Source organism: Ruegeria sp. AB6, assembly GCF_056542685.1.
This window is the reverse complement of sequence record NZ_JBQGAD010000001.1, coordinates 216,509-235,229: the sequence shown is the minus strand read 5'-3', so window position 1 is coordinate 235,229 and position 18,721 is coordinate 216,509. Positions and strand designations below refer to the sequence as shown.

Annotated in this window: 15 protein-coding genes; 10 read left to right on the top strand and 5 right to left on the bottom strand. The window is 59.2% G+C overall.

Going from position 1 to position 18,721, the window contains the following annotated elements:
• Positions 1-2 precede the first annotated feature (2 nt).
• The 3 genes from ACR0DB_RS01155 (at position 3) to ACR0DB_RS01145 (ending at position 3,173) form a co-directional block, all read left to right on the top strand.
• Positions 3-1,217, top strand: a complete 1,215-nt coding sequence (locus ACR0DB_RS01155; protein WP_480548326.1) for a helix-turn-helix domain-containing protein — start codon at positions 3-5, stop codon at positions 1,215-1,217.
• 72 nt (positions 1,218-1,289) lie between these two features.
• The gene (ispG, locus tag ACR0DB_RS01150) at positions 1,290-2,411 is read left to right on the top strand and encodes a flavodoxin-dependent (E)-4-hydroxy-3-methylbut-2-enyl-diphosphate synthase (protein ID WP_480548324.1); all 1,122 of its coding nucleotides are present in this window, start codon (positions 1,290-1,292) and stop codon (positions 2,409-2,411) included.
• A gap of 93 nt (positions 2,412-2,504) precedes the next feature.
• Positions 2,505-3,173 (top strand): DUF1194 domain-containing protein, encoded by a 669-nt coding sequence (locus tag ACR0DB_RS01145; protein WP_170782592.1) that lies wholly within the window; start codon positions 2,505-2,507, stop codon positions 3,171-3,173.
• Between the two features lie 42 nt (positions 3,174-3,215).
• Here ACR0DB_RS01145 and ACR0DB_RS01140 read toward each other — a convergent pair whose 3' ends face one another.
• Together ACR0DB_RS01140 and ACR0DB_RS01135 are read right to left on the bottom strand one after the other, a co-directional pair.
• Complete coding sequence (locus ACR0DB_RS01140) at positions 3,216-3,974, bottom strand: DsbA family protein (RefSeq protein WP_170788772.1); 759 nt, start codon at positions 3,972-3,974, stop codon at positions 3,216-3,218.
• On the bottom strand, positions 3,971-5,353 hold the full coding sequence (locus ACR0DB_RS01135; RefSeq protein WP_480548322.1) for a M48 family metalloprotease: 1,383 nt from the start codon (positions 5,351-5,353) through the stop codon (positions 3,971-3,973). The genes ACR0DB_RS01140 and ACR0DB_RS01135 overlap by 4 nt, the downstream gene beginning before the upstream one ends.
• On the opposite strand from ACR0DB_RS01135, the gene ACR0DB_RS01130 reads away from it, so the two are divergent.
• The 6 genes from ACR0DB_RS01130 (at position 5,352) to ACR0DB_RS01105 (ending at position 13,978) form a co-directional block, all read left to right on the top strand.
• On the top strand, positions 5,352-6,506 hold the full coding sequence (locus tag ACR0DB_RS01130; RefSeq protein ID WP_480548320.1) for a pyridoxal phosphate-dependent aminotransferase: 1,155 nt from the start codon (positions 5,352-5,354) through the stop codon (positions 6,504-6,506). The genes ACR0DB_RS01135 and ACR0DB_RS01130 overlap by 2 nt on opposite strands.
• Positions 6,507-6,572: 66 nt before the next feature.
• Positions 6,573-7,793 carry an N-acetylmuramoyl-L-alanine amidase gene (locus tag ACR0DB_RS01125; RefSeq protein ID WP_480548318.1) on the top strand — a complete coding sequence of 407 codons (1,221 nt, stop codon included), beginning with the start codon at positions 6,573-6,575 and terminating at the stop codon, positions 7,791-7,793.
• A 95-nt stretch (positions 7,794-7,888) separates the two neighbouring features.
• Complete coding sequence (locus tag ACR0DB_RS01120) at positions 7,889-10,375, top strand: penicillin-binding protein 1A (protein WP_480548316.1); 2,487 nt, start codon at positions 7,889-7,891, stop codon at positions 10,373-10,375.
• A gap of 90 nt (positions 10,376-10,465) precedes the next feature.
• Positions 10,466-11,590, top strand: coding sequence for a peptide chain release factor 2 (prfB, locus tag ACR0DB_RS01115; protein ID WP_170774573.1), 1,125 nt, complete (start codon positions 10,466-10,468; stop codon positions 11,588-11,590).
• Positions 11,591-11,776: 186 nt separating this feature from the next.
• Positions 11,777-13,171, top strand: a complete 1,395-nt coding sequence (locus ACR0DB_RS01110; RefSeq protein ID WP_480548314.1) for an amidase — start codon at positions 11,777-11,779, stop codon at positions 13,169-13,171.
• A 30-nt stretch (positions 13,172-13,201) separates the two neighbouring features.
• A complete protein-coding gene (locus ACR0DB_RS01105) occupies positions 13,202-13,978 on the top strand; it encodes a DUF2189 domain-containing protein (protein ID WP_480548312.1) in 777 nt (258 codons plus the stop codon).
• On the opposite strand, the gene ACR0DB_RS01100 is transcribed toward ACR0DB_RS01105, so the two are convergent.
• The 3 genes from ACR0DB_RS01100 to ACR0DB_RS01090 all read right to left on the bottom strand — a co-directional run bounded on the left by ACR0DB_RS01100 (position 13,975) and on the right by ACR0DB_RS01090 (position 17,385).
• Positions 13,975-14,712: a helix-turn-helix domain-containing protein gene (locus tag ACR0DB_RS01100; protein ID WP_480548310.1), complete on the bottom strand. Its 738-nt coding sequence runs from the start codon at positions 14,710-14,712 to the stop codon at positions 13,975-13,977. The genes ACR0DB_RS01105 and ACR0DB_RS01100 overlap by 4 nt on opposite strands.
• Positions 14,713-15,005: 293 nt before the next feature.
• A complete protein-coding gene (gene ilvN, locus ACR0DB_RS01095; protein ID WP_170774568.1) occupies positions 15,006-15,566 on the bottom strand; it encodes an acetolactate synthase small subunit in 561 nt (186 codons plus the stop codon).
• 67 nt (positions 15,567-15,633) lie between these two features.
• The gene (locus tag ACR0DB_RS01090) at positions 15,634-17,385 is read right to left on the bottom strand and encodes an acetolactate synthase 3 large subunit (RefSeq protein WP_480548308.1); all 1,752 of its coding nucleotides are present in this window, start codon (positions 17,383-17,385) and stop codon (positions 15,634-15,636) included.
• A gap of 426 nt (positions 17,386-17,811) precedes the next feature.
• Between ACR0DB_RS01090 and ACR0DB_RS01085 the strand changes: the two genes are divergently transcribed.
• Entirely contained in the window at positions 17,812-18,654 is an 843-nt protein-coding gene (locus ACR0DB_RS01085) for a HalD/BesD family halogenase (protein WP_480548306.1), read from the top strand.
• Positions 18,655-18,721: the final 67 nt, after the last annotated feature.

Genomic DNA, 18,721 nt, shown 5'->3' with positions numbered 1-18,721 from the left:
GAATGATTGGGCGCAGATCTCAGCGCGGATCGGATGAGGACAGTGACGTCCGGCCGAAAGGCTATGACGATTATGAGGTCCGACTTGGCGACATGATGCGCGGCGAACGCGCGACGATGGGCAAGTCTCTTCTGGATGTTCAACGCGAACTGCGGATCAAAGCCACCTACATCGCAGCGATTGAAGAAGCGAACCCCGACGCTTTTGACACACCCGGCTTTATCGCCGGGTATGTGCGGTCTTATGCACGCTATCTGGGGATGAACCCGGATGAAACCTTTGCCGCCTTCTGCAAGGAAAGTGGGTTCGAAGTGGCCCATGGCATGTCTGCGCAAGCGTCGGTAGTGCGCAAGCCTATAGGCGGGCTGCCGGCCCGTGGCCCGATGGGTCATGATCCGTTCATGTCGCCCAATACACCCTATATTCCGGGAAAAGAACCGCTGGTCAGCCAGATCGACCCACGTGCCATCGGCTCATCGCTGGTGTTGCTTGCTGTGATCTGCGGGATCGGCTATGGCGGCTGGTCGGTGCTGAACAGAATACAGCAGGTTCAGGTCAGCCCGGTTGAACAGGCGCCGGTCGTTTTGTCCGATCTTGATCCTCTGGATGTTGCCCGCGCAACAATATCGACTGAAACCACGGCTGAGATCGAACCACCCAGCGTCGAGGCGCTGGATCGTCTGTATCGCCCACAGGCGCTGGATGTACCGGTTCTGGTCGCGCGTGACGCTCCGATCTCGACCCTTGATCCGCGTACGGTCGGGACTTTCCTGCCGCCCGAGCCGCCTCAGATTGAAGTGGCCGAGGTGCATACTGTTGAACGCCCGGTGCTGCCACAAGTGGTCGAGCAATTGGACACCACGCTCAAGATCGTCGCGGTCAATCCGTCCTGGATGCGCGTGACAGCCGCAGATGGCAGCGTCATCTTCGAAGGCACGCTGGGCACGGTCGAGCAAGGCAACACGTTCGAGGTTCCGTTGACCGAAGAACCACCGCAACTGCGCGCAGGCGCGTCGGGGTCGGTCTATTTCTCGATGAACGGTAAACATTTCGGCCCGGTCGGTGCGCCGGGTACCGTGGCTAAAGGCGTAGTCTTGTCCAAGGATGCCGTGGCGGAAAACTACACGGTCGCCGATCTTGAGGCCGAGCAGAACAGCGCGCTCAAGCGCTTGGTTGCCGAGCTTCAGGCACAGGAACCCGTTGCCGCGTCTGAATGATCTAGCCATTGCGATGGCGGGTTAAGAGAACTATCTAAATGCGCAACTCTGGCTGTCTTGGACCCAACCTTCATGTCCCTCAATCACGTGCGCCCGTGGCGAAACATATATCGCCGCAAATCCCGTCAGATCATGGTTGGCGACGTTGCCATCGGGGGCGATGCGCCGATTGCAGTTCAGACGATGACCAACACGCTCACCACGGATGTGGCCGGGACGGTAGCACAGGTGCAGGCCGCAGCCGAGGCGGGAGCGGATATTGTGCGGGTCTCGGTCCCGGATGAGGCGTCGTCTAAGGCGCTGAAAGAGATCGTGCGCGAAAGCCCTGTACCGATCGTGGCCGATATCCATTTCCACTATAAACGCGGCATCGAGGCTGCTGAGGCAGGCGCTGCCTGCCTGCGGATCAATCCGGGCAATATCGGCGACGAAAAGCGGGTGCAGGAGGTGATCAAGGCCGCCCGCGACCACAATTGCTCGATCCGGATCGGCGTCAATGCGGGGTCGCTGGAAAAGCACCTGCTTGAGAAATACGGCGAGCCATGCCCCGAGGCGATGGTCGAAAGCGGGCTCGAACATATCCGCATTCTGGAAGACAACGACTTTCACAACTTCAAGATCAGCGTGAAGGCCAGCGACGTGTTCCTGTCGGCTGCGGCCTATCAGGGCATTGCCGAGGCCACAGATGCCCCCATCCATTTGGGTATCACCGAGGCCGGAGGGCTGGTCAGCGGCACCATCAAATCCGCCATTGGGTTGGGCAATCTGCTGTGGATGGGGATCGGTGACACGATCCGCGTCAGCCTGTCCGCGGACCCGGTGGAAGAGGTCAAGGTGGGCTATGAGATCCTGAAATCACTGGGCCTGCGCCATCGCGGTGTGAACATCATCTCATGCCCGTCCTGCGCGCGGCAGGGCTTTGACGTGATTAAGACGGTCGAAGCGCTAGAGCAGCGACTGGAGCATATCAAGACGCCGATGAGCCTGTCGATCATCGGCTGCGTCGTGAATGGCCCCGGTGAGGCGCTGATGACCGATGTTGGCTTTACCGGCGGCGGTGCGGGCTCAGGTATGGTCTATCTGGCGGGCAAGGCAAGCCACAAGATGTCCAACGATCAGATGATCGACCACATCGTTGAACAGGTCGAAAAGAAAGCGGCTGAACTGGACGCAGCGGCCGAGGCTGCGGAATAACCCAAGCGCGCGGTTCCGGGGAGGGATGTGTTCTCGACAGGGTGAACCGGTCTTTGTTGACAGGCCGCGCCGTTCTGGGGCCAAGTCGGGCCTATGAAGGCTACACTCGTCCTTGTTCTACTAATGTGGACCGCTCCCATCGGCGCGGCGCGCGCGTGTGAATTGGCATTGGCTTTTGCGTTGGATGTGTCGGGCAGCGTCGATGAGGCCGAACATCAGTTGCAACGCGATGGCGTCGCCGCTGCGTTGCTGGACCCTGACGTTGTAACGGCGATTTCGGCCCAACCCGGTGGCGTGGCCCTGATGGTGTATGAGTGGTCAGACTCGCGCCAGCAGACGCAGATTTCGGCCTGGCGTCTGGTCAAAGGGGTGGCAGGGTTGAAATCGATCGCTGCCGAGGTTCTGGCGGCCCCTCGAAGTGCAACGGGTGGAACCGGCATAGGCCCGGCGGTCGCGTTCGGAGCGTTGATGTTCGACTATGGGCCCGATTGCCGTCGGCGCGTCATAGATGTGTCAGGGGACGGCAAACACAATAACGGCTTTCGCCCCCATGTCGCGCGCGAGATGCAGGTGATGCAAGGTGTCACCGTGAATGCGCTGGTGATCGAGGGGGCAGAGCCCGAGGTGCTGGCCTACTACGTCGAGCACGTCATTTCAGGGCAGGGCGCTTTTGTGGAAATTGCGGCAGGGTATGAGGACTATGCCGCGGCTCTTCGGCGGAAATTACTGCGTGAAATTCCGATGGCTGTAGCCGATCGGTAAGGGATAGGGCGGTGCACGAACGCGCACCGCCTGTGTTCATATTTAACCCTGCTCAGCCCGCACGGCGTCTGCGATTTGTAGCATCTGGTCGGCAGTCAGATAGCCGCGCAACATTTCGGTGCCAAGAACGAAGGACGGAGTGCCTTGGATTTGCATCCGCCGCGCCAATTCGCGGGTCTGGTTGATCTCATCGGTCACACGATCGCTGTCCATCGCTGCCAAAATGGCATCGCTATCCAGCCCCAGACCATCCGACAAACGGCGCAGAGAAACCTCGTTTGGCTCACCACCAAAGTCCAGCAGAGCGTCGTGCACCAGCTTATAAGCGTCATCGCCCGCCACATGCTTGGTGGCCACGGCAAAGCGCGAAGAGATCACCGAGGCTTCGCCCAGGATCGGGAATTCCTTGATCACCAGACGGATATTGCCGTCTTCGGACAACAGCTCGGCTACTTCGGGAACGGCCCGGCGGCAATAGCCGCAGCGGTAGTCCATGAATTCGACCAGCGTGATGTCGCCATCGGGATTGCCACCCACCCAGCTGTAGCCATCATTGAACAACTCGTCGGCATTGACTGCGACCAGTTCTTGATCCGCGGCGGCTTCGGCCTGAGCGTTGCGTTGTTCAAGGATGTTGATCGCTTCGATGATGACCTCGGGGTTTTCCAGAAGATAGGCACGTACCTGCGCGCCGAACTGCTCTCTCTCGGCATCGCTCATGGTGTTGAGGTCCAACGCCTGCGCCGGGGCGGCAAGCAGGGAAAGCCCCAGAAGGGCCGGTGCAGCATGTCTGAGGATCATTTCCGTTTCCTTTTCGATTTCTTTGCGTTTTCCGAGGCAATCAGCACATCCTGTGCCCGTTGCCAACCTGTTGAACCCTCGGGTAGTTGCCCGAGAGCGCGTCTTGCGTGAATACCTGCATCGGTAAGCTTGCCTTGCAAGGCATATCTTTCCGCCGTAACGACTGAGGCCATGCCAGTGTTGCCGACCCGCGCATATGCCACGCTCAGATCTCGCAGAGAGCCAGTGTTGCGATGGTCGCGGGCGCGTGCCTTTTCAAGCACTTGCAGGGCGTCTTTCGTCCGATCCTGTGCTAAAAGCGCGCGACCGTAGCCTGCAAGGATCAAGGCGTTGTTTGGTGCCATCTCCATCGCGTGACCATAGGCCGCAACGGCCTCGGGCAACTGACGGTTTTCCAGCAGGATCTGGCCTTTCAGTTCATAGTAATAAGGATCGTCGGGGCGAATGGCCAAGGCGCCGTCAATGGCGCCCCTCGCTTCCGCAAGATTGCGGTTCTGGTGATGGGCCGCCGCCTCGCGCATCAGGCGAATGTCTTGCGCGGTTTCCTCTTTCGCGCGTCGCAATGTCCACGAGGGCGCGCGCAGGAAGGCGGATAACTTTCCTTTCACGCGGGCAAACCAATATTCTGCCTGCGCGTTGGGGACCGCAGACGCGCCAAATTCCCCTAAAAACGTCTGGGCCGCGCGCAGACGATCGCGGTTGGTGGGGTGCGAGCGCATATAGGGGTCCTGATTGGCCTCGCTCAGCAGCTCCTGACCCACGAATTTCTGGTGCAGGGCAACCATCCCGCTGGGTGAAATACCTGCCCATCGCAGATAGCTTGCTGCGCTGCGGTCGGCCGAGGATTCCTCGGCCCGTGTGTGCCCCAGAAAACTGCGCAAGGCCGAGCTCGAGGTGCCCGCAGCGATACCTGCCGCTGCTTCACCACCTCCGGCGACGGCAACGGCCAGCGCAAGCGCTGTTCCCCACCCGGCATTGCGTTTGGCGGCTTTCAGGTTTTCGAACCGGCGGGCGAGATGGCCGTTGGCAATATGGGCGGCCTCATGCGCGATCACCGCTTGCAGCATCTCGGGGGTGTCTACGGACAAGATCAGGCCGTAGTTCAGATAGATCGCGTTGTTGTCGATAACGAAGGCATTGAATGTGCTGTCATAAACGACCAGAATTTGCACCCGATTGGTGTTCAGCCCGGCGGCCCGCAGCACAGGAAAGGCCAGTTCACGTAGGCCGTTTTCGATGTCGGGGTCGCGGATCAAGCTTTGCGCATTGGTTTGAGCGGCGCTGACGAACCAAGTCATCACACATAGAAACAGGGCCGGGATTGACGCCAGCCTGGATACACGCTCAAAAGCCATACAAGCAACATGGGAGATGGGCATGAGAAACTCAACCCGGTCCGGCGTCGATCCGTTTATTGTGATGGACGTGATGGAGGCCGCACGAAAGGCCGAAGAGGCGGGTCGCCACATCATCCATATGGAGGTCGGTCAGCCCGGAACCGGGGCCCCCAAGGGCGCGACCGAAGCACTGGCGAAGGCTATGCAGGACAACCCTTTGGGTTATACTGTGGCGCTTGGAATGCCCGCGCTGCGACAGCGGATCGCGCAGCTTTATGGTGAATGGTACAATGTCGATCTAGATCCCAACCGAGTTGTGGTGACGCCGGGCTCGTCGGGCGCGTTTCTGCTGGCCTTCACGGCCCTGTTCGACAGCGGCGACCGCGTCGGAATCGGCGCTCCGGGCTACCCGTCTTATCGTCAGATCCTAAAGGCTCTGGGCTTGGTTCCGGTTGATTTGCCAACCGCGCCCGAGAGCCGATTGCAGCCTGTGCCTGCGGATTTCGCCGGGCTCGATCTGCAAGGGCTGATGGTGGCCTCTCCTGCAAACCCGACCGGCACCATGCTGGACCACGCAGCAATGGGCGCGCTGATCGAAGCGGCGCAGGGGCAGGGCGCGTCCTTCATCAGCGACGAGATTTACCATGGGCTGGAATATGAGGCCAAAGCCGTCACCGCGCTGGAGCTGACGGATGAATGCTATGTGATCAACTCGTTTTCCAAGTATTTTTCGATGACTGGCTGGCGCGTCGGCTGGATGGTCGTGCCCGAGGGTCAGGTGCGTGTGGTTGAGCGGATCGCCCAGAACATGTTCATTTGCGCGCCGCATGCCAGTCAGGTGGCGGCTCTGGCTGCGATGGAATGCGAGGATGAGTTGCAAGCCAATCTGGACGTCTACCGCCAGAACCGCGCTTTGATGCTGGAAGGTCTGCCCAAGGCCGGGTTCACCAATATCGCACCACCGGACGGGGCGTTTTACGTCTATGCCGATGTATCCGACCTAACCGACGACAGCCGCGCCTTTGCGGCCGAGATTTTGGACAAGGCCGGCGTGGCCGTCACGCCCGGTCTGGATTTCGATCCCGAACGCGGCCACGGCACCTTGCGCTTTTCCTATGCCCGCTCCACCTCTGATATCCGTGAGGGGCTGGACCGATTGCGCATCTTTATGACCGAGCGGGGCAATATGGGGTAGAGCGTTCACAAACCGGCGCGGCTGCGCTAGTCTGCTGGTCAAACGATCTCGGGATAACTTGAGGCCATGAGCAGGATTTTCTACGCCATAGTGCTGATCTGGGCGCTGACGGGGGCTGCGGTTGCGCATGAACTCAGCGCGCTGGCCCGTGTGTTGCCCGATGAAAGCCGCATCGTGGATGAGGGGCGCTCGGGCGTGCGGGTGCAGCTTGGGCTCAGCCAAGGGGTTCCCTACCGTGTGTTCACGCTGCGCGACCCCTACCGGATGGTTCTGGACTTTCAGGAGGTCGATTGGACCGGGCTGAAAGATGCGGATTTCTTGCAGACGGATCGGATCAGTGGCGTGCAATTCGGGGCCTATGTACCTGGATGGTCTCGCATGGTGTTGGACCTTGGCGCCCCCTTGGCGGTCGAAAGCGCTGATTTGCGGATCGACGAGGCAACAGGGACGGCGGCCCTGACGCTTGACTTGAAGGGAACCGACTTTGATACGTTTGTCGCCAGCGCCGGAGCACCCCGCCAACCGGAGTGGGACTTGCCCGAACCCTCGGTGTCCGCGCCAGATCAAGAGGCGGATGGCCCGCGCCCGCTGCGGGTGATGCTGGACCCCGGCCATGGCGGTATTGATCCGGGTGCCGAGGTAAACGGGCTGGACGAAAAGACCCTGATGCTGACCTTCGCCCGCGAATTACGCGAAGTTCTTTTGCGCACGGGGGGCTACGAGATCGTTTTGACCCGAACCAATGATCATTTCGTGTCGCTGGAGCGCCGTATCGCGCTGGCGCACCGGGCGGGCGTGGATGTGTTCATCTCACTGCATGCAGATATCCTGTCGGAAGGGCGCGCTCATGGGGCGGCGGTCTATACCCTGTCGGAAGAGGCTTCGGACGTGGCCAGCCACAAACTGGCCGAGCGGCATGACCGGGGTGATCTGATCTCGGGCATCGACCTCAGCGGGGCCGACGATCAGGTCGCCGATGTTCTTCTGGACCTGGCGCGTCAGGAAACCAAACCGCGCACCGATGCGCTGGCCGCAGCGCTGGCCAATGGCATGACGCAGCAGGGCGGGCCGATGAACAACCACCCGATCCGCACCGCTTCGTTTTCCGTTCTCAAAGCAGCTGACATTCCTTCGGTTTTGATCGAGCTTGGCTTTCTGTCCAGTCCCAGAGACTGGAAAAACATCAATAATCCAGAGTGGCGCTTGGGTATGGCACATGGCATCCGCGACGGGCTTGAAGTCTGGCGTCAGCAGGATGTGATCCGCCGATCCCTGATTGGCCAGTGACCCTACGGCGCAAAACGGCTAATATGGGGCATCGTGTTTTGACCCAACGCGCGGGCGTCCCTATATAGGCGGCACCGCGAGCAAAAGGCAGTGACGTGATCCGTTTCATATTTTCGATCTTTGGGGCGATCTTCAGCCTCGTGACCCTTGGATTTTTCATGGCCGCGCTGGTGATTGGCGCGATCTTCTGGATGTATGGTCGCGACCTGCCCAGCCATGAATCACTTGCGCAGTATAAACCACCCACGATTAGCCGGATCTATTCGGGTGAGGGTCAGTTGATCGACGAATTCGCGCAGGAACGCCGCCTGTTCACGCCTTCAGAAGAAATCCCTGATCTGGTGAAACAGGCCTTTATCTCGGCCGAGGACAAGAACTTTTACACGCACCAAGGCTATGACCCGCGCGGGATCATCGCAGCTGGCGTTGAGGCGGTGAAATCCAAGGGTGAAAACGTGCGTGGTGCGTCGACCATCACCCAACAGGTGATGAAGAACTTCCTGCTGTCCGGCGACCGTCGCGCCGAGCGCAAGATCAAGGAGATTATCCTCGCCACCCGGCTTGAGGATACGCTGGACAAGGAACAGATCCTGGAACTCTATATGAACGAGATATTTCTGGGGCAGAACTCGTATGGTGTGACGGCGGCTGCGCAGACCTATTTCAACAAGACGCTGCAGGAACTGGCCCCGCATGAGGCGGCGACCTTGGCGGCGATGCCCAAGGCGCCTTCGGACTACCACCCGGTGCGCGAGAAAGAGCGCCTGCTGGCGCGACGCAACTATGTGCTGCGCGAGATGAATCAGAACGGATACCTCGACTTGGCCACCTATGAGGCCGAGGTGGCGCAACCGCTGCGATCGGTCCAAAACGGCGATTTCGAAAGCTTCCGTACCGCATTGCCGCCGCGTGACTATTTCACCGACGAAATCCGCCGCCAATTGAGCGAGGATTTCGGTGAGGGTGAGTTCTTCACCGGCGGCTTCACCGTCCGCGCCTCGGTGGACGAAGAAATGCAGGTCGAGGCCGCCAAGGCTCTGCGCACGGCGCTGCAGAAATACGACCGATCACGTGGGAAATGGCGCGGTACGGGTGAGGTGATTGCCGAAGACAAGCTCGCGGATGAAGCGCAATGGCGCGAAGCACTGGCGATTACGGAAATCCCCCGCGACGTAGAACTGCCGACGCAATGGTATCCGGCCGTTGTGCTGAACGTCGCCGATCAGTCCCTTACCGTGGGTATCGAGGACGGCCCGGCTGACGGCATCGTTCCTCGCTCTGACATCCAGTGGATGCAAGGTAACTTCTTTGACAACTTCAAGCGCGGCGACGTCATTCTGGTAATGGCCGGGGAAGAGGGCCAGTGGTCCGCCCGTCAGGTGCCCGAAGTGCAGGGTGGCTTTGTTGCGATGGACGTAAACTCGGGCCGTGTTCTGGCAATGCAGGGCGGGTTCTCGTATCAGGATTCGGTGTTCAACCGCGCCACGCAGGCGCAGCGCCAGCCGGGTTCCAGTTTTAAGCCGTTCGTCTACGCCGCCGCGCTGGACAGTGGCTATAGCCCCGCCACCATCGTTGTGGACGCCCCGATTGAGGTGAACACGCCGCAAGGTTTGTGGCGGCCCAAGAACTCGTCGAACAAATTCTATGGCCCGACGCCCTTGCGGACCGGGATTGAACAGTCACGGAACCTGATGACCATTCGTCTGGCACAAGAAGTCACGATGCCGGTGGTCGCGGGCTATGCCGAACGGTTCGGGGTCTATGACCGCATGGGGGCGTTTCTTGCGAACTCGCTGGGGTCCGAAGAGACGACGCTCTATAAGATGGTCGCAGCCTATGCGATGTTTGCCAATGGCGGCGAGCGGGTCGAACCCACTCTGGTTGACCGCATTCAGGACCGGTTCGGCAAGACGATCTACCGGCACGACGACCGGGAATGTCTGGACTGCAACTCGGCCTGGTTGGAGCCGGACGAGTCGCCGACCATCGTCACTGACCGTTGGCAGGTCATGGATGCGATCACCGCCTATCAGCTGACCTCGATGATGAAGGGTGTGGTGGATCGTGGAACGGCGTCGTCTTTTGTGAACCTGCCTGTGCCGACCGCCGGCAAGACCGGCACCACCAACGATTCGAAGGATGCGTGGTTTATCGGCTTTACCTCGAACATCGTGGCGGGCTGCTATATCGGTTACGACCGCCCGCGTCCCATGGGGCGGGGAGCCTATGGCGGCACCATGTGCGGACCAGTTTTCCAAAGCTTTATGGAAACCGCGACCGAGAAATATGGCGGCGGTCCTTTCGAGGTTCCAGAGGGTGGTCATTTCATCAAGATTGACCGGTTCAGCGGCGCGCGCCTGCCACCGGAGGCGACCGGTGACTATGTGGTGGCCGAGTATTTCCGCGATGGTGTCGATGGGTTTATCGACCGTGTCTATGACGGTGGATTTGCGATGGGATCGGATCTGCCTTTGTTTGAAGAGGCCAGCTCGGGTCGTCAGGTGACAACCTCGACCGGGAACACCGTCACCGTCGGACCCAATGCCAGCCAGGGCGATGTGGCAACTGGCGGTCTTTACTGACACCTGATTGGTTTGCGGCCTCCGCTGTCTTGTGGTGGCCCCAACCTCTTGCTATCACGCAAGCCTGATTGAGCAAGTTGGGACCTGACCATGCGCGCCGAAACCCAGAATATCGTGGCGGAAATCGAAAAGTCGCTGGAGCTGCTGGCGCAGCGCATGGACTATGAGACCGCACCTCATCGTCTTGAGGAATTCAACGCGCGTGTTGAAGATCCGAACTTGTGGGACAATCCCGAAAATGCACAGAAGCTGATGCGCGAGCGGCAGATGCTGGTCGATGCGATTGAGACCTATGAAACCATCAAGACCGATCTGAGTGACAATATCGAGTTGATCGAACTGGGCGAGATGGAAGAGGACGAAGAGGTCGTTACCGACGCCGAGGGCGCGATCAAGGCGCTGCAGGCCAAGGCCGCCAAGAAAGAACTAGAAGCCCTGCTGGACGGCGAAGCCGACAGCAACGATACCTTCCTTGAGATCAACTCGGGCGCGGGCGGGACGGAAAGCTGCGACTGGGCCTCAATGCTGGCGCGAATGTATGTGCGGTGGGCCGAGAAGAAGGGTTACACCGTCGAGCTGCAATCCGAGACCGCGGGCGAAGAGGCAGGGATCAAATCTGCGGCCTATAAGATTTCGGGTCACAACGCGTATGGCTGGTTGAAGTCGGAAAGCGGCGTACACCGGCTGGTTCGGATTTCGCCTTATGACTCGGCGGCCAAGCGACACACGTCCTTTAGCTCTGTCTGGGTCTATCCGGTGGTCGATGACAATATCGAGATCGAGGTGAACCCGGCGGATATTCGGATTGATACCTATCGGTCATCCGGCGCGGGTGGTCAGCACGTGAACACCACGGACTCGGCGGTGCGGATCACGCACATCCCGACCGGAATCGTTGTGACCAGTTCCGAGAAATCGCAGCACCAGAACCGGGACATCGCCATGAAGGCGCTGAAATCGCGCCTCTACCAGCAAGAGCTGGACCGCCGGAACGCGGATATCAACGCCGCGCATGAGGCCAAGGGCGATGCGGGTTGGGGCAACCAGATCCGGTCTTACGTGTTGCAACCGTATCAAATGGTGAAGGATTTGCGGACCAACCATGAGACCTCGGACACAAAGGGCGTGTTGGATGGGGATCTGGACGGGTTCATGGCGGCGACTTTGGCGCTGGATGTGGCTGGCAAGTCCCGGTCCGAGGCGCAAGGCGAGTAAGTCTGGCAGGGGGCTCTGCCCCCGCCGCGCGTGCGCGCGACTCCCCCGGGATATTTTGGGACAGATGAAGGGGATCCTTGCGCGGCGGTGGACCAGAAAAGATACATTTAAACAGTGGGTTTAAATGGTGCGGCGGGGTCGTTAGGCTGATCGTATCGACGCAATATGACTGCCGATGGGACCGGGATGGAACTGAGCCAAATCACCGCAACTGAACTTTTGGGCGCAATGGCATCGGGGCAGGTCTCGGCTGCGGATGTCATGCGGTTGACGCTGGAGCGGATCGGGGCGGTCAATGGCCGATTGAACGCCATCGTGGCGCTGCGGGATGAGGCCGAATTGATGGCCGAGGCGCGGGCGATGGATGAAGGTCCGCGACGGGGCCCGCTGCATGGGTTGCCGATGGCGGTCAAGGATCTGGTCAATGTGGCCGGGATGGCCTCGACCCAAGGCTCGCCGCTGTTTGCAGGGCATGTACCGGAGGCTGACGATCTGATCGCGGCACGGTTGCGGGCGGCGGGGGCCATTCTGATCGGCAAGACCAATACACCGGAATTCGGTTTGGGGTCGCACACGTTCAACCCGGTCTATGGGGCGACGCGCAACCCATATGATGCTGAGCGTAGCTGCGGAGGTTCCTCTGGCGGAGCCGCAGTGGCATTGGCTTCGGGGATGCTGGCGCTGGCGGATGGGTCAGACATGATGGGCAGCTTGCGCAACCCAGCGGCCTGGAACAATGTTTATGGGTTTCGACCTAGCTGGGGACGCGTTCCGTCTCAACCCGAAGGGGACGGGTATTTGCATCAGTTGTCGACTCTGGGGCCTATGGCGCGCAGCCCTGAGGACTTGGGCGTGTTGCTGGACGTGATCTCAGGGCCGGATGCGGGACAACCTTTAACTGCGGCTTGCACGCCGGTCTCACCGATCAGACCCGCCGATATGCGCGGCCTGCGGATCGGCTGGTTGGCGGACTGGGGCGGTGCCTTTCCGTTTGAAGACGGAATTTTGGATCAATGCGCGCAGGCCCTTGCGGTGTTTTCGGATCTGGGCGCGGAGGTGGAACCACTTGCGCCGCCATTCGAAGCGGAATTGATGTGGGACAGTTGGGTGACGCTACGCGCCTGGAGCGTGGCCGCCGGGTTGAGCCCTTTGACTGAACACCGCTCAAAGCTGAAAGACACTGCGCAGTGGGAGCTGGATCGTGGCTTGGCCTTGACGGCGATGCAGGTGCATCGCGCCAGCGTCATTCGCTCGGACTGTTATCGCAAGGCCGCAGAGGTGTTCGTTGAGTATGACATGTTGGTGCTGCCATCTGCGCAAGTCTGGCCGTTTGAGCTGGACACGCCGTTCCCAACAGAAATCGCAGGGGTGAAGATGGACACCTATCATCGCTGGATGCAAGTCATGGTGCCTGTCAGTCTGATTGGTCTGCCTGCCTTGTCCGTGCCCGTCGGGTTCGGGGCCGAGGGGCTGCCGATGGGGATGCAGCTTTTTGGACCCAAAGGGGCCGATGGGCAGGTTCTGTCCATTGGGGCGGCGTATCATGAGGTCACGCGTTGGCCGCAGAAAAGACCGGCCTGATAGAAGGACGGATGAAGGGAGGAGGATGTGATGGAGAAACCCTTTGGCGTTCCGAAAATGGGGCCGGTCAGCCGTGAGATGCTGCGCGAATCCCTGCGCCGTGCCTGGGCCGATTTTCGCCGGGCGCCGGTTTTTGGGCTGCTGTTTGCTGGGTTCTATGTGCTGGCCGGCTGGGCGATTTCCTGGGTAACAATACAGACTCAGACTTCGTACTGGCTGGTGCTGGCGGCGATCGGGTTTCCGCTGTTGGGCCCCTTCGCGGCGGTGGGGCTGTATGAGGTCTCTCACCGGTTGGAACTGGGGGAGCCTTTGGATTATGGCGCGATCTTTGGTGTCGTGGCGCAGCAGGGGCGGCGTCAGTTGCCGTCGATCTGCGCAATCATCGTGGTCATGTTCCTGTTCTGGTTCTTTCTGGGTCACATGATCTTTGCTTTGTTCATGGGGTTTTCGACCATGACCAACGTATCCACTTCAGTCGAGGTGTATCTGACGGCCAATGGGCTGACCATGTTGGCGGTGGGCACGGCGGTGGGCGCAGTTTTCGCGACCGTGCTTTACATGATCACCGTCTTGTCCATCCCGATGCTGCTGGACCGCGAACTGGATTTCGTTACGGCGATGATTGCAAGCTATAGCTATGTCAGTGCAAACCTGCCGGTCATGTTGGGTTGGGGGGTACTGATCGCCGTTCTGACCTTTGTCGCCATGATCCCCTGGTTTCTTGGCTTGCTGATCGTATTGCCGCTATTGGGGCATGCAAGCTGGCATCTTTACCGTCAGATTACAGAGGCCGAAGGACTTACCTAAAGCGGCTTTTCCAACCTGCGCGCGGTGCGGGCGGCGGGCAATGCCTCGGTCGGTTTGGTGCCCAGATGGCGCAGCTGGAGTTTGCGCATGGTGGTCGCATTTGCATTCGTCTTGGACAGGCAGATTGCGACGCCGCGCCAATACTCTTCTTGCGAGTCCGAATTGCGAGTCATCAGGTAGATGCGGCTGTTCTGGGCGGCGCGGCAGGACATCAGGATATAGATTTGATGACCGGCACAAGCGGCGATCCCCTGAACTTCGCGCGCTTTGGCTGAACTGTCTTTGCCATCCGAGGGGGGCTCGAAGCTGCGAATCAGGGTGCATTGGGGCAGGCGGCGGGCATGCAGCAGCCGGTGCCGGGACGGGAAGGGGTTTTCAAGATCCGTCTCTGACACAGAATAGAATCCGGCGGGCAGCAGCGTCTCGGTCAACGTCGTGGGCCCCGAGCCCAGAAACTCGGTCAGGGCCGAAGCGGCGGGGTGTAGAGGGGCATTGTCCAATGCCTCAAGAGGGTGCAGCAGAATACGGGCGTCGACATCGAAGAACCGGCAAATGCGGTCCAGAACATCGGGGCGGGGAAAGCTCTCTCCGCCCAAATACCGGTTGAATTGAGTCCGGTTGATGCCAAGCTGACGGCAGAGTTCGGAAACAGAGGGGTATTGCTGCGCGAGCTGCCTGAGGTTTGCGCCGAACATCCTGCGCAAGTCAGCAGGGTTGCGGGTGTCGTTGGTCATTTCTGTCCCGGTATTCAAGTGTTTTTGTGAAACCGTACCATGTCTGACCAAACGGTCGCGCATGTTCTGAAATCGTACTTAGGACCCCAACAGGCGCATAGAAACGCCACGTTACGTGTCGAAGCTAACGCGCTAAACCACAAAGGCAATAGGCTTTATTTTTATTTGTATAATCTTTTATTCGATTATTTTCTGTTATGTAATAAATAAACAGACATAACTGCATATTGTCTGCAGTTTTGTGAATGTTTAGCCCCGTCCGATGCTTACATGCAATGGGCGGGGCAATTCATTCAGTCACCACGCAGCAAGGCCGCGACACCGGTACGGGCGATTTCAACCAGGCCCAGCGGGCGCATCAGGTCGGCAAAGGCGTCGATCTTGTCCGGGGCCCCAGTGATTTCGAAAATGAACGAATTCAGGGTGCTGTCTACTACATTGGCGCGGAAGATATCGGCCAGACGCAGAGCTTCGACCCGTTTGTCGCCTTCGCCCACGACCTTGATGATGGCCAGCTCACGCTCGACCGATGAGCCCTCGACCGTCAGATCGTGCACATCCCGGACCGATACGATGCGACCAAGCTGGGCCTTGATCTGCTCGATCACCTGCGGCGTGCCGGTGGTGACGATGGTAATGCGGCTCAGGTGGCCGGTGTGATCGACCTCGGCCACGGTGAGGCTTTCGATGTTATATCCACGGCCAGAGAACAACCCGATCACGCGAGCCAGAACACCCGGTTCGTTTTCGACCAAAACCGCAATCGTGTGCCGTTCCTGCACGTCCGAGAATGTGGGCCTTAGGTTATAGGCCGAATGGCGGGTGGAGCCTTGTTTGATATGTAGGGCAGACATTTAAGTCCCTTTCATCATCCTGCGAAGGTCGGGTACTGAAGCGCCCGACAAAATTCGACGAATTTTGTTAAACCAAAACCGAACCTTTGGAGTCGATCACGCCCTGCGTTTCGGCCTCGCCCAGCAGCATTTCGTTATGGGCCTTGCCCGACGGGATCATGGGGAAGCAGTTTTCGTGCTTTTCAACCAGACAGTCAAAGATGACAGGGCCGTCATAGTTGATCATCTCCATGATCGCGTCATCCAAATCGGCGGGGTTGGAACACAGTATGCCCTTGGCCCCGAAGGCCTCGGCGAGTTTGACGAAGTCGGGCAGGGCTTCGGACCACGAATGCGAGTATCGCTCGCCATGCAGCAATTCCTGCCACTGGCGTACCATGCCCAGACGTTCGTTGTTCAGGATGAACTGTTTCACGGGCAGGCGGTACTGAACGGCGGTGCCCATTTCCTGCATGTTCATCAGCCAAGAGGCTTCACCCGCGACATTGATTACCAGCGCGTCGGGATGCGCCATCTGCACACCGATCGAGGCCGGAGTGCCATAGCCCATGGTGCCCAGACCACCGGATGTCATCCAGCGGTTGGGGTCTTCGAACCCAAGATATTGTGCCGCCCACATCTGGTGCTGGCCGACCTCGGTGGTGATATAGCGGTCGTGGTTTTTGGTCAGCTCTTCAAGACGTTGCAGCGCGTATTGCGGTTTGATCGTCTTTTCGCTGTTGGTATAGGCCAGGCAGTTGACCTTGCGCCAATCCGCGATCAGCGACTGCCATTGTTTAACCGCCGCTGCGTCGGTTTTACGCCCACGTGCTTTCCAGACCTTGAGGATATCTTCCAGCACATGTGCCACGTCCCCGACAATCGGGATATCGACGCGGATCACCTTGTTGATGGACGAGGGATCAATGTCGATATGCGCCTTTTTCGAGTTCGGCGAGAACGCATCAATGCGCCCGGTGATCCGGTCATCGAAACGTGCGCCGATGTTGATCATCAGGTCGCAGTCATGCATCGCCAGATTGGCCTCATAAAGACCATGCATTCCCAGCATGCCCAACCAGTTCTCGCCCGACGCCGGATAGGCCCCCAGTCCCATCAGGGTCGAGGTGATCGGAAAGCCGGTTGCATCCACCAGCTCGCGCAGCAACTGGCTGGCCGCGGGGCCCGAGTTGATCACGCCACCACCCGTGTAGAAGACAGGTTTTTTCGCCGTCTCAATCGCGGCAACCAGTTCGGTGATCTCTTCGAGATCGCCTTTCAAAACTGGCTGGTAATGTGAGGTCGAAGGTTTCGGGCCGGTATAGTCGCCCGAGGCGAACTGCACGTCCTTAGGAATGTCGATCAGCACAGGACCAGGGCGGCCAGAGGTGGCGACGTGGAAAGCCTCGTGCATGGTCTCAGAAAGCGAATCCGTATCCTTCACCAGCCAGTTGTGCTTGGTGCAGGGGCGGGTGATGCCAACGGTGTCAGCCTCTTGAAACGCGTCCGAGCCGATCATGAAGGTCGGGACCTGACCGGTCAGAACCACGATCGGGATCGAATCCAGCAGCGCATCGGTCAGGCCGGTCACCGCGTTTGTGGCACCGGGGCCCGAGGTCACAAGCGCAACGCCGGGCTTGCCGGTCGAGCGCGCGTACCCTTCGGCGGCGTGCACAGCCCCTTGTTCGTGACGCACCAGAATGTGGCGAATGTCGTTTTGCAGAAAAATCTCATCATAGATCGGTAGCACGGCGCCGCCGGGGTATCCGAATACCGTGTCCACGCCCTGATCCTTGAGGGCCTGAACCACCATCTTTGCGCCGGTCATCTCACGTGTCATCTGCTTTGCTCCGTTCGCGACATGTGTCTTGCGTGTTGCCAAAAAAAAGCCCCCGAGATTTTCGGAGGCGCATGGGTTGAATTATGGTTTACCGTCACCGGCCCATGCGCGTGATTCCTACGATTACGACTAGCGCTTTCATCGCCAGAGGCTCCTTTTTTGCGTGCAGGGACATTATGAGCGGCGCGACGGGGCGTCAACAGGCAATCGCACCAATTTTCTATCTCAGGCAGTGAATTTTGCGACATTTTATTGCGCAGATTGCCGCATGCTGGGAATTTTCGGGAAAATCTGGAGGGAAATCCGCGCGACTCTGTGATTTGACCGTGTCGGAAAGTGTCAAAGTGATGTCCGAAACGAGCATGATAGCGGCAACATGCTGGGGCAACGTGGACCCGAGCATATAGGCGATGGAGGCGGGATATCATGCACGATCTTATTGACCTTGGACGGTATCCGATAGATTGCCCCGACTCTCGAGCATATGAGCGGTTGATCAGCGATCTGAGGCGTGAGCTGGATCAGGATGGTTGCGCGGTCTTGCCGGGGTTTGTGCATTCCGACGGAGTCGCGCATTTGCGACAAGAGGCCGATATGGTGGCCGAACACGCCCATCGTTCATTCAGCCGAACCAATGCCTATTTTACCCGTGATGAACCCTCGCTGGATCGAAATCACCCGGTTCGGCAGTTTTTTGACCGCTCAAACGCCTTTGTGCCAGCGGATAATTTCGCAAAAACGGGGCCGTTGCGACGAATTTACGAATGCGCAGACTTCCTGCCGTTTATTCGCGCAGCGTTGGATGAGCCCGACGACTGCTTCTTTCGCTATGACGATCCTTTGGCGGATGTGATCATCAATGTGGTGGAGGAAGGGCAGGGCTTTCCCTGGCACTTCGATACTAACAATTTCACCGTGACTTTGGCCATCCAAAACGGCGAAGGGGGTGGCGCGTTCGAATATGTACCGAACCTGCGCAGCCCAACGGACGAGAATTTTCCAGCCGTCTCAGCCGTGCTTGGCGGGGAAAGGGCGCGGGTCCGGCAATTGGAGTTGCAACCCGGCGATCTTCAGATCTTCAAGGGCCGTTACGCGTTGCATCGGGTCGCAGCGGTGACCGGGACGCAACGTCGCTACGTGGGTATTTTTTCATTCGTTGAGGCCGAGGGGATGTGCGGCAGCGTCGAACGAACCCGGCAGCTTTATGGGCGGGTGCTGCAACATCATCAAGATCGGGAAGGGCTGCGGCAGGACCGTTTGCTCGACTGAAGCGGGCAGCGCTCCCGCCCGTTGTCGATGCGCTTGCGGCCTATCTTCGCCGGTTGGGCCGGGCAGC

Bases quoted from the DNA above. Each gene is read 5' to 3' on its own strand.
- ACR0DB_RS01155 (WP_480548326.1), top strand. From the start codon at position 3: ATGATTGGGCGCAGATCTCAGCGCGGATCGGATGAGGACAGTGACGTC.
- ispG (WP_480548324.1), top strand. From the start codon at position 1,290: ATGTCCCTCAATCACGTGCGCCCGTGGCGAAACATATATCGCCGCAAA.
- ACR0DB_RS01145 (WP_170782592.1), top strand. From the start codon at position 2,505: ATGAAGGCTACACTCGTCCTTGTTCTACTAATGTGGACCGCTCCCATC.
- ACR0DB_RS01140 (WP_170788772.1), bottom strand. From the start codon at position 3,974: ATGATCCTCAGACATGCTGCACCGGCCCTTCTGGGGCTTTCCCTGCTT.
- ACR0DB_RS01130 (WP_480548320.1), top strand. From the start codon at position 5,352: ATGAGAAACTCAACCCGGTCCGGCGTCGATCCGTTTATTGTGATGGAC.
- ACR0DB_RS01135 (WP_480548322.1), bottom strand. From the start codon at position 5,353: ATGCCCATCTCCCATGTTGCTTGTATGGCTTTTGAGCGTGTATCCAGG.
- ACR0DB_RS01125 (WP_480548318.1), top strand. From the start codon at position 6,573: ATGAGCAGGATTTTCTACGCCATAGTGCTGATCTGGGCGCTGACGGGG.
- prfB (WP_170774573.1), top strand. From the start codon at position 10,466: ATGCGCGCCGAAACCCAGAATATCGTGGCGGAAATCGAAAAGTCGCTG.
- ACR0DB_RS01110 (WP_480548314.1), top strand. From the start codon at position 11,777: ATGGAACTGAGCCAAATCACCGCAACTGAACTTTTGGGCGCAATGGCA.
- ACR0DB_RS01105 (WP_480548312.1), top strand. From the start codon at position 13,202: ATGGAGAAACCCTTTGGCGTTCCGAAAATGGGGCCGGTCAGCCGTGAG.
- ACR0DB_RS01100 (WP_480548310.1), bottom strand. From the start codon at position 14,712: ATGACCAACGACACCCGCAACCCTGCTGACTTGCGCAGGATGTTCGGC.
- ilvN (WP_170774568.1), bottom strand. From the start codon at position 15,566: ATGTCTGCCCTACATATCAAACAAGGCTCCACCCGCCATTCGGCCTAT.
- ACR0DB_RS01090 (WP_480548308.1), bottom strand. From the start codon at position 17,385: ATGACACGTGAGATGACCGGCGCAAAGATGGTGGTTCAGGCCCTCAAG.
- ACR0DB_RS01085 (WP_480548306.1), top strand. From the start codon at position 17,812: ATGCACGATCTTATTGACCTTGGACGGTATCCGATAGATTGCCCCGAC.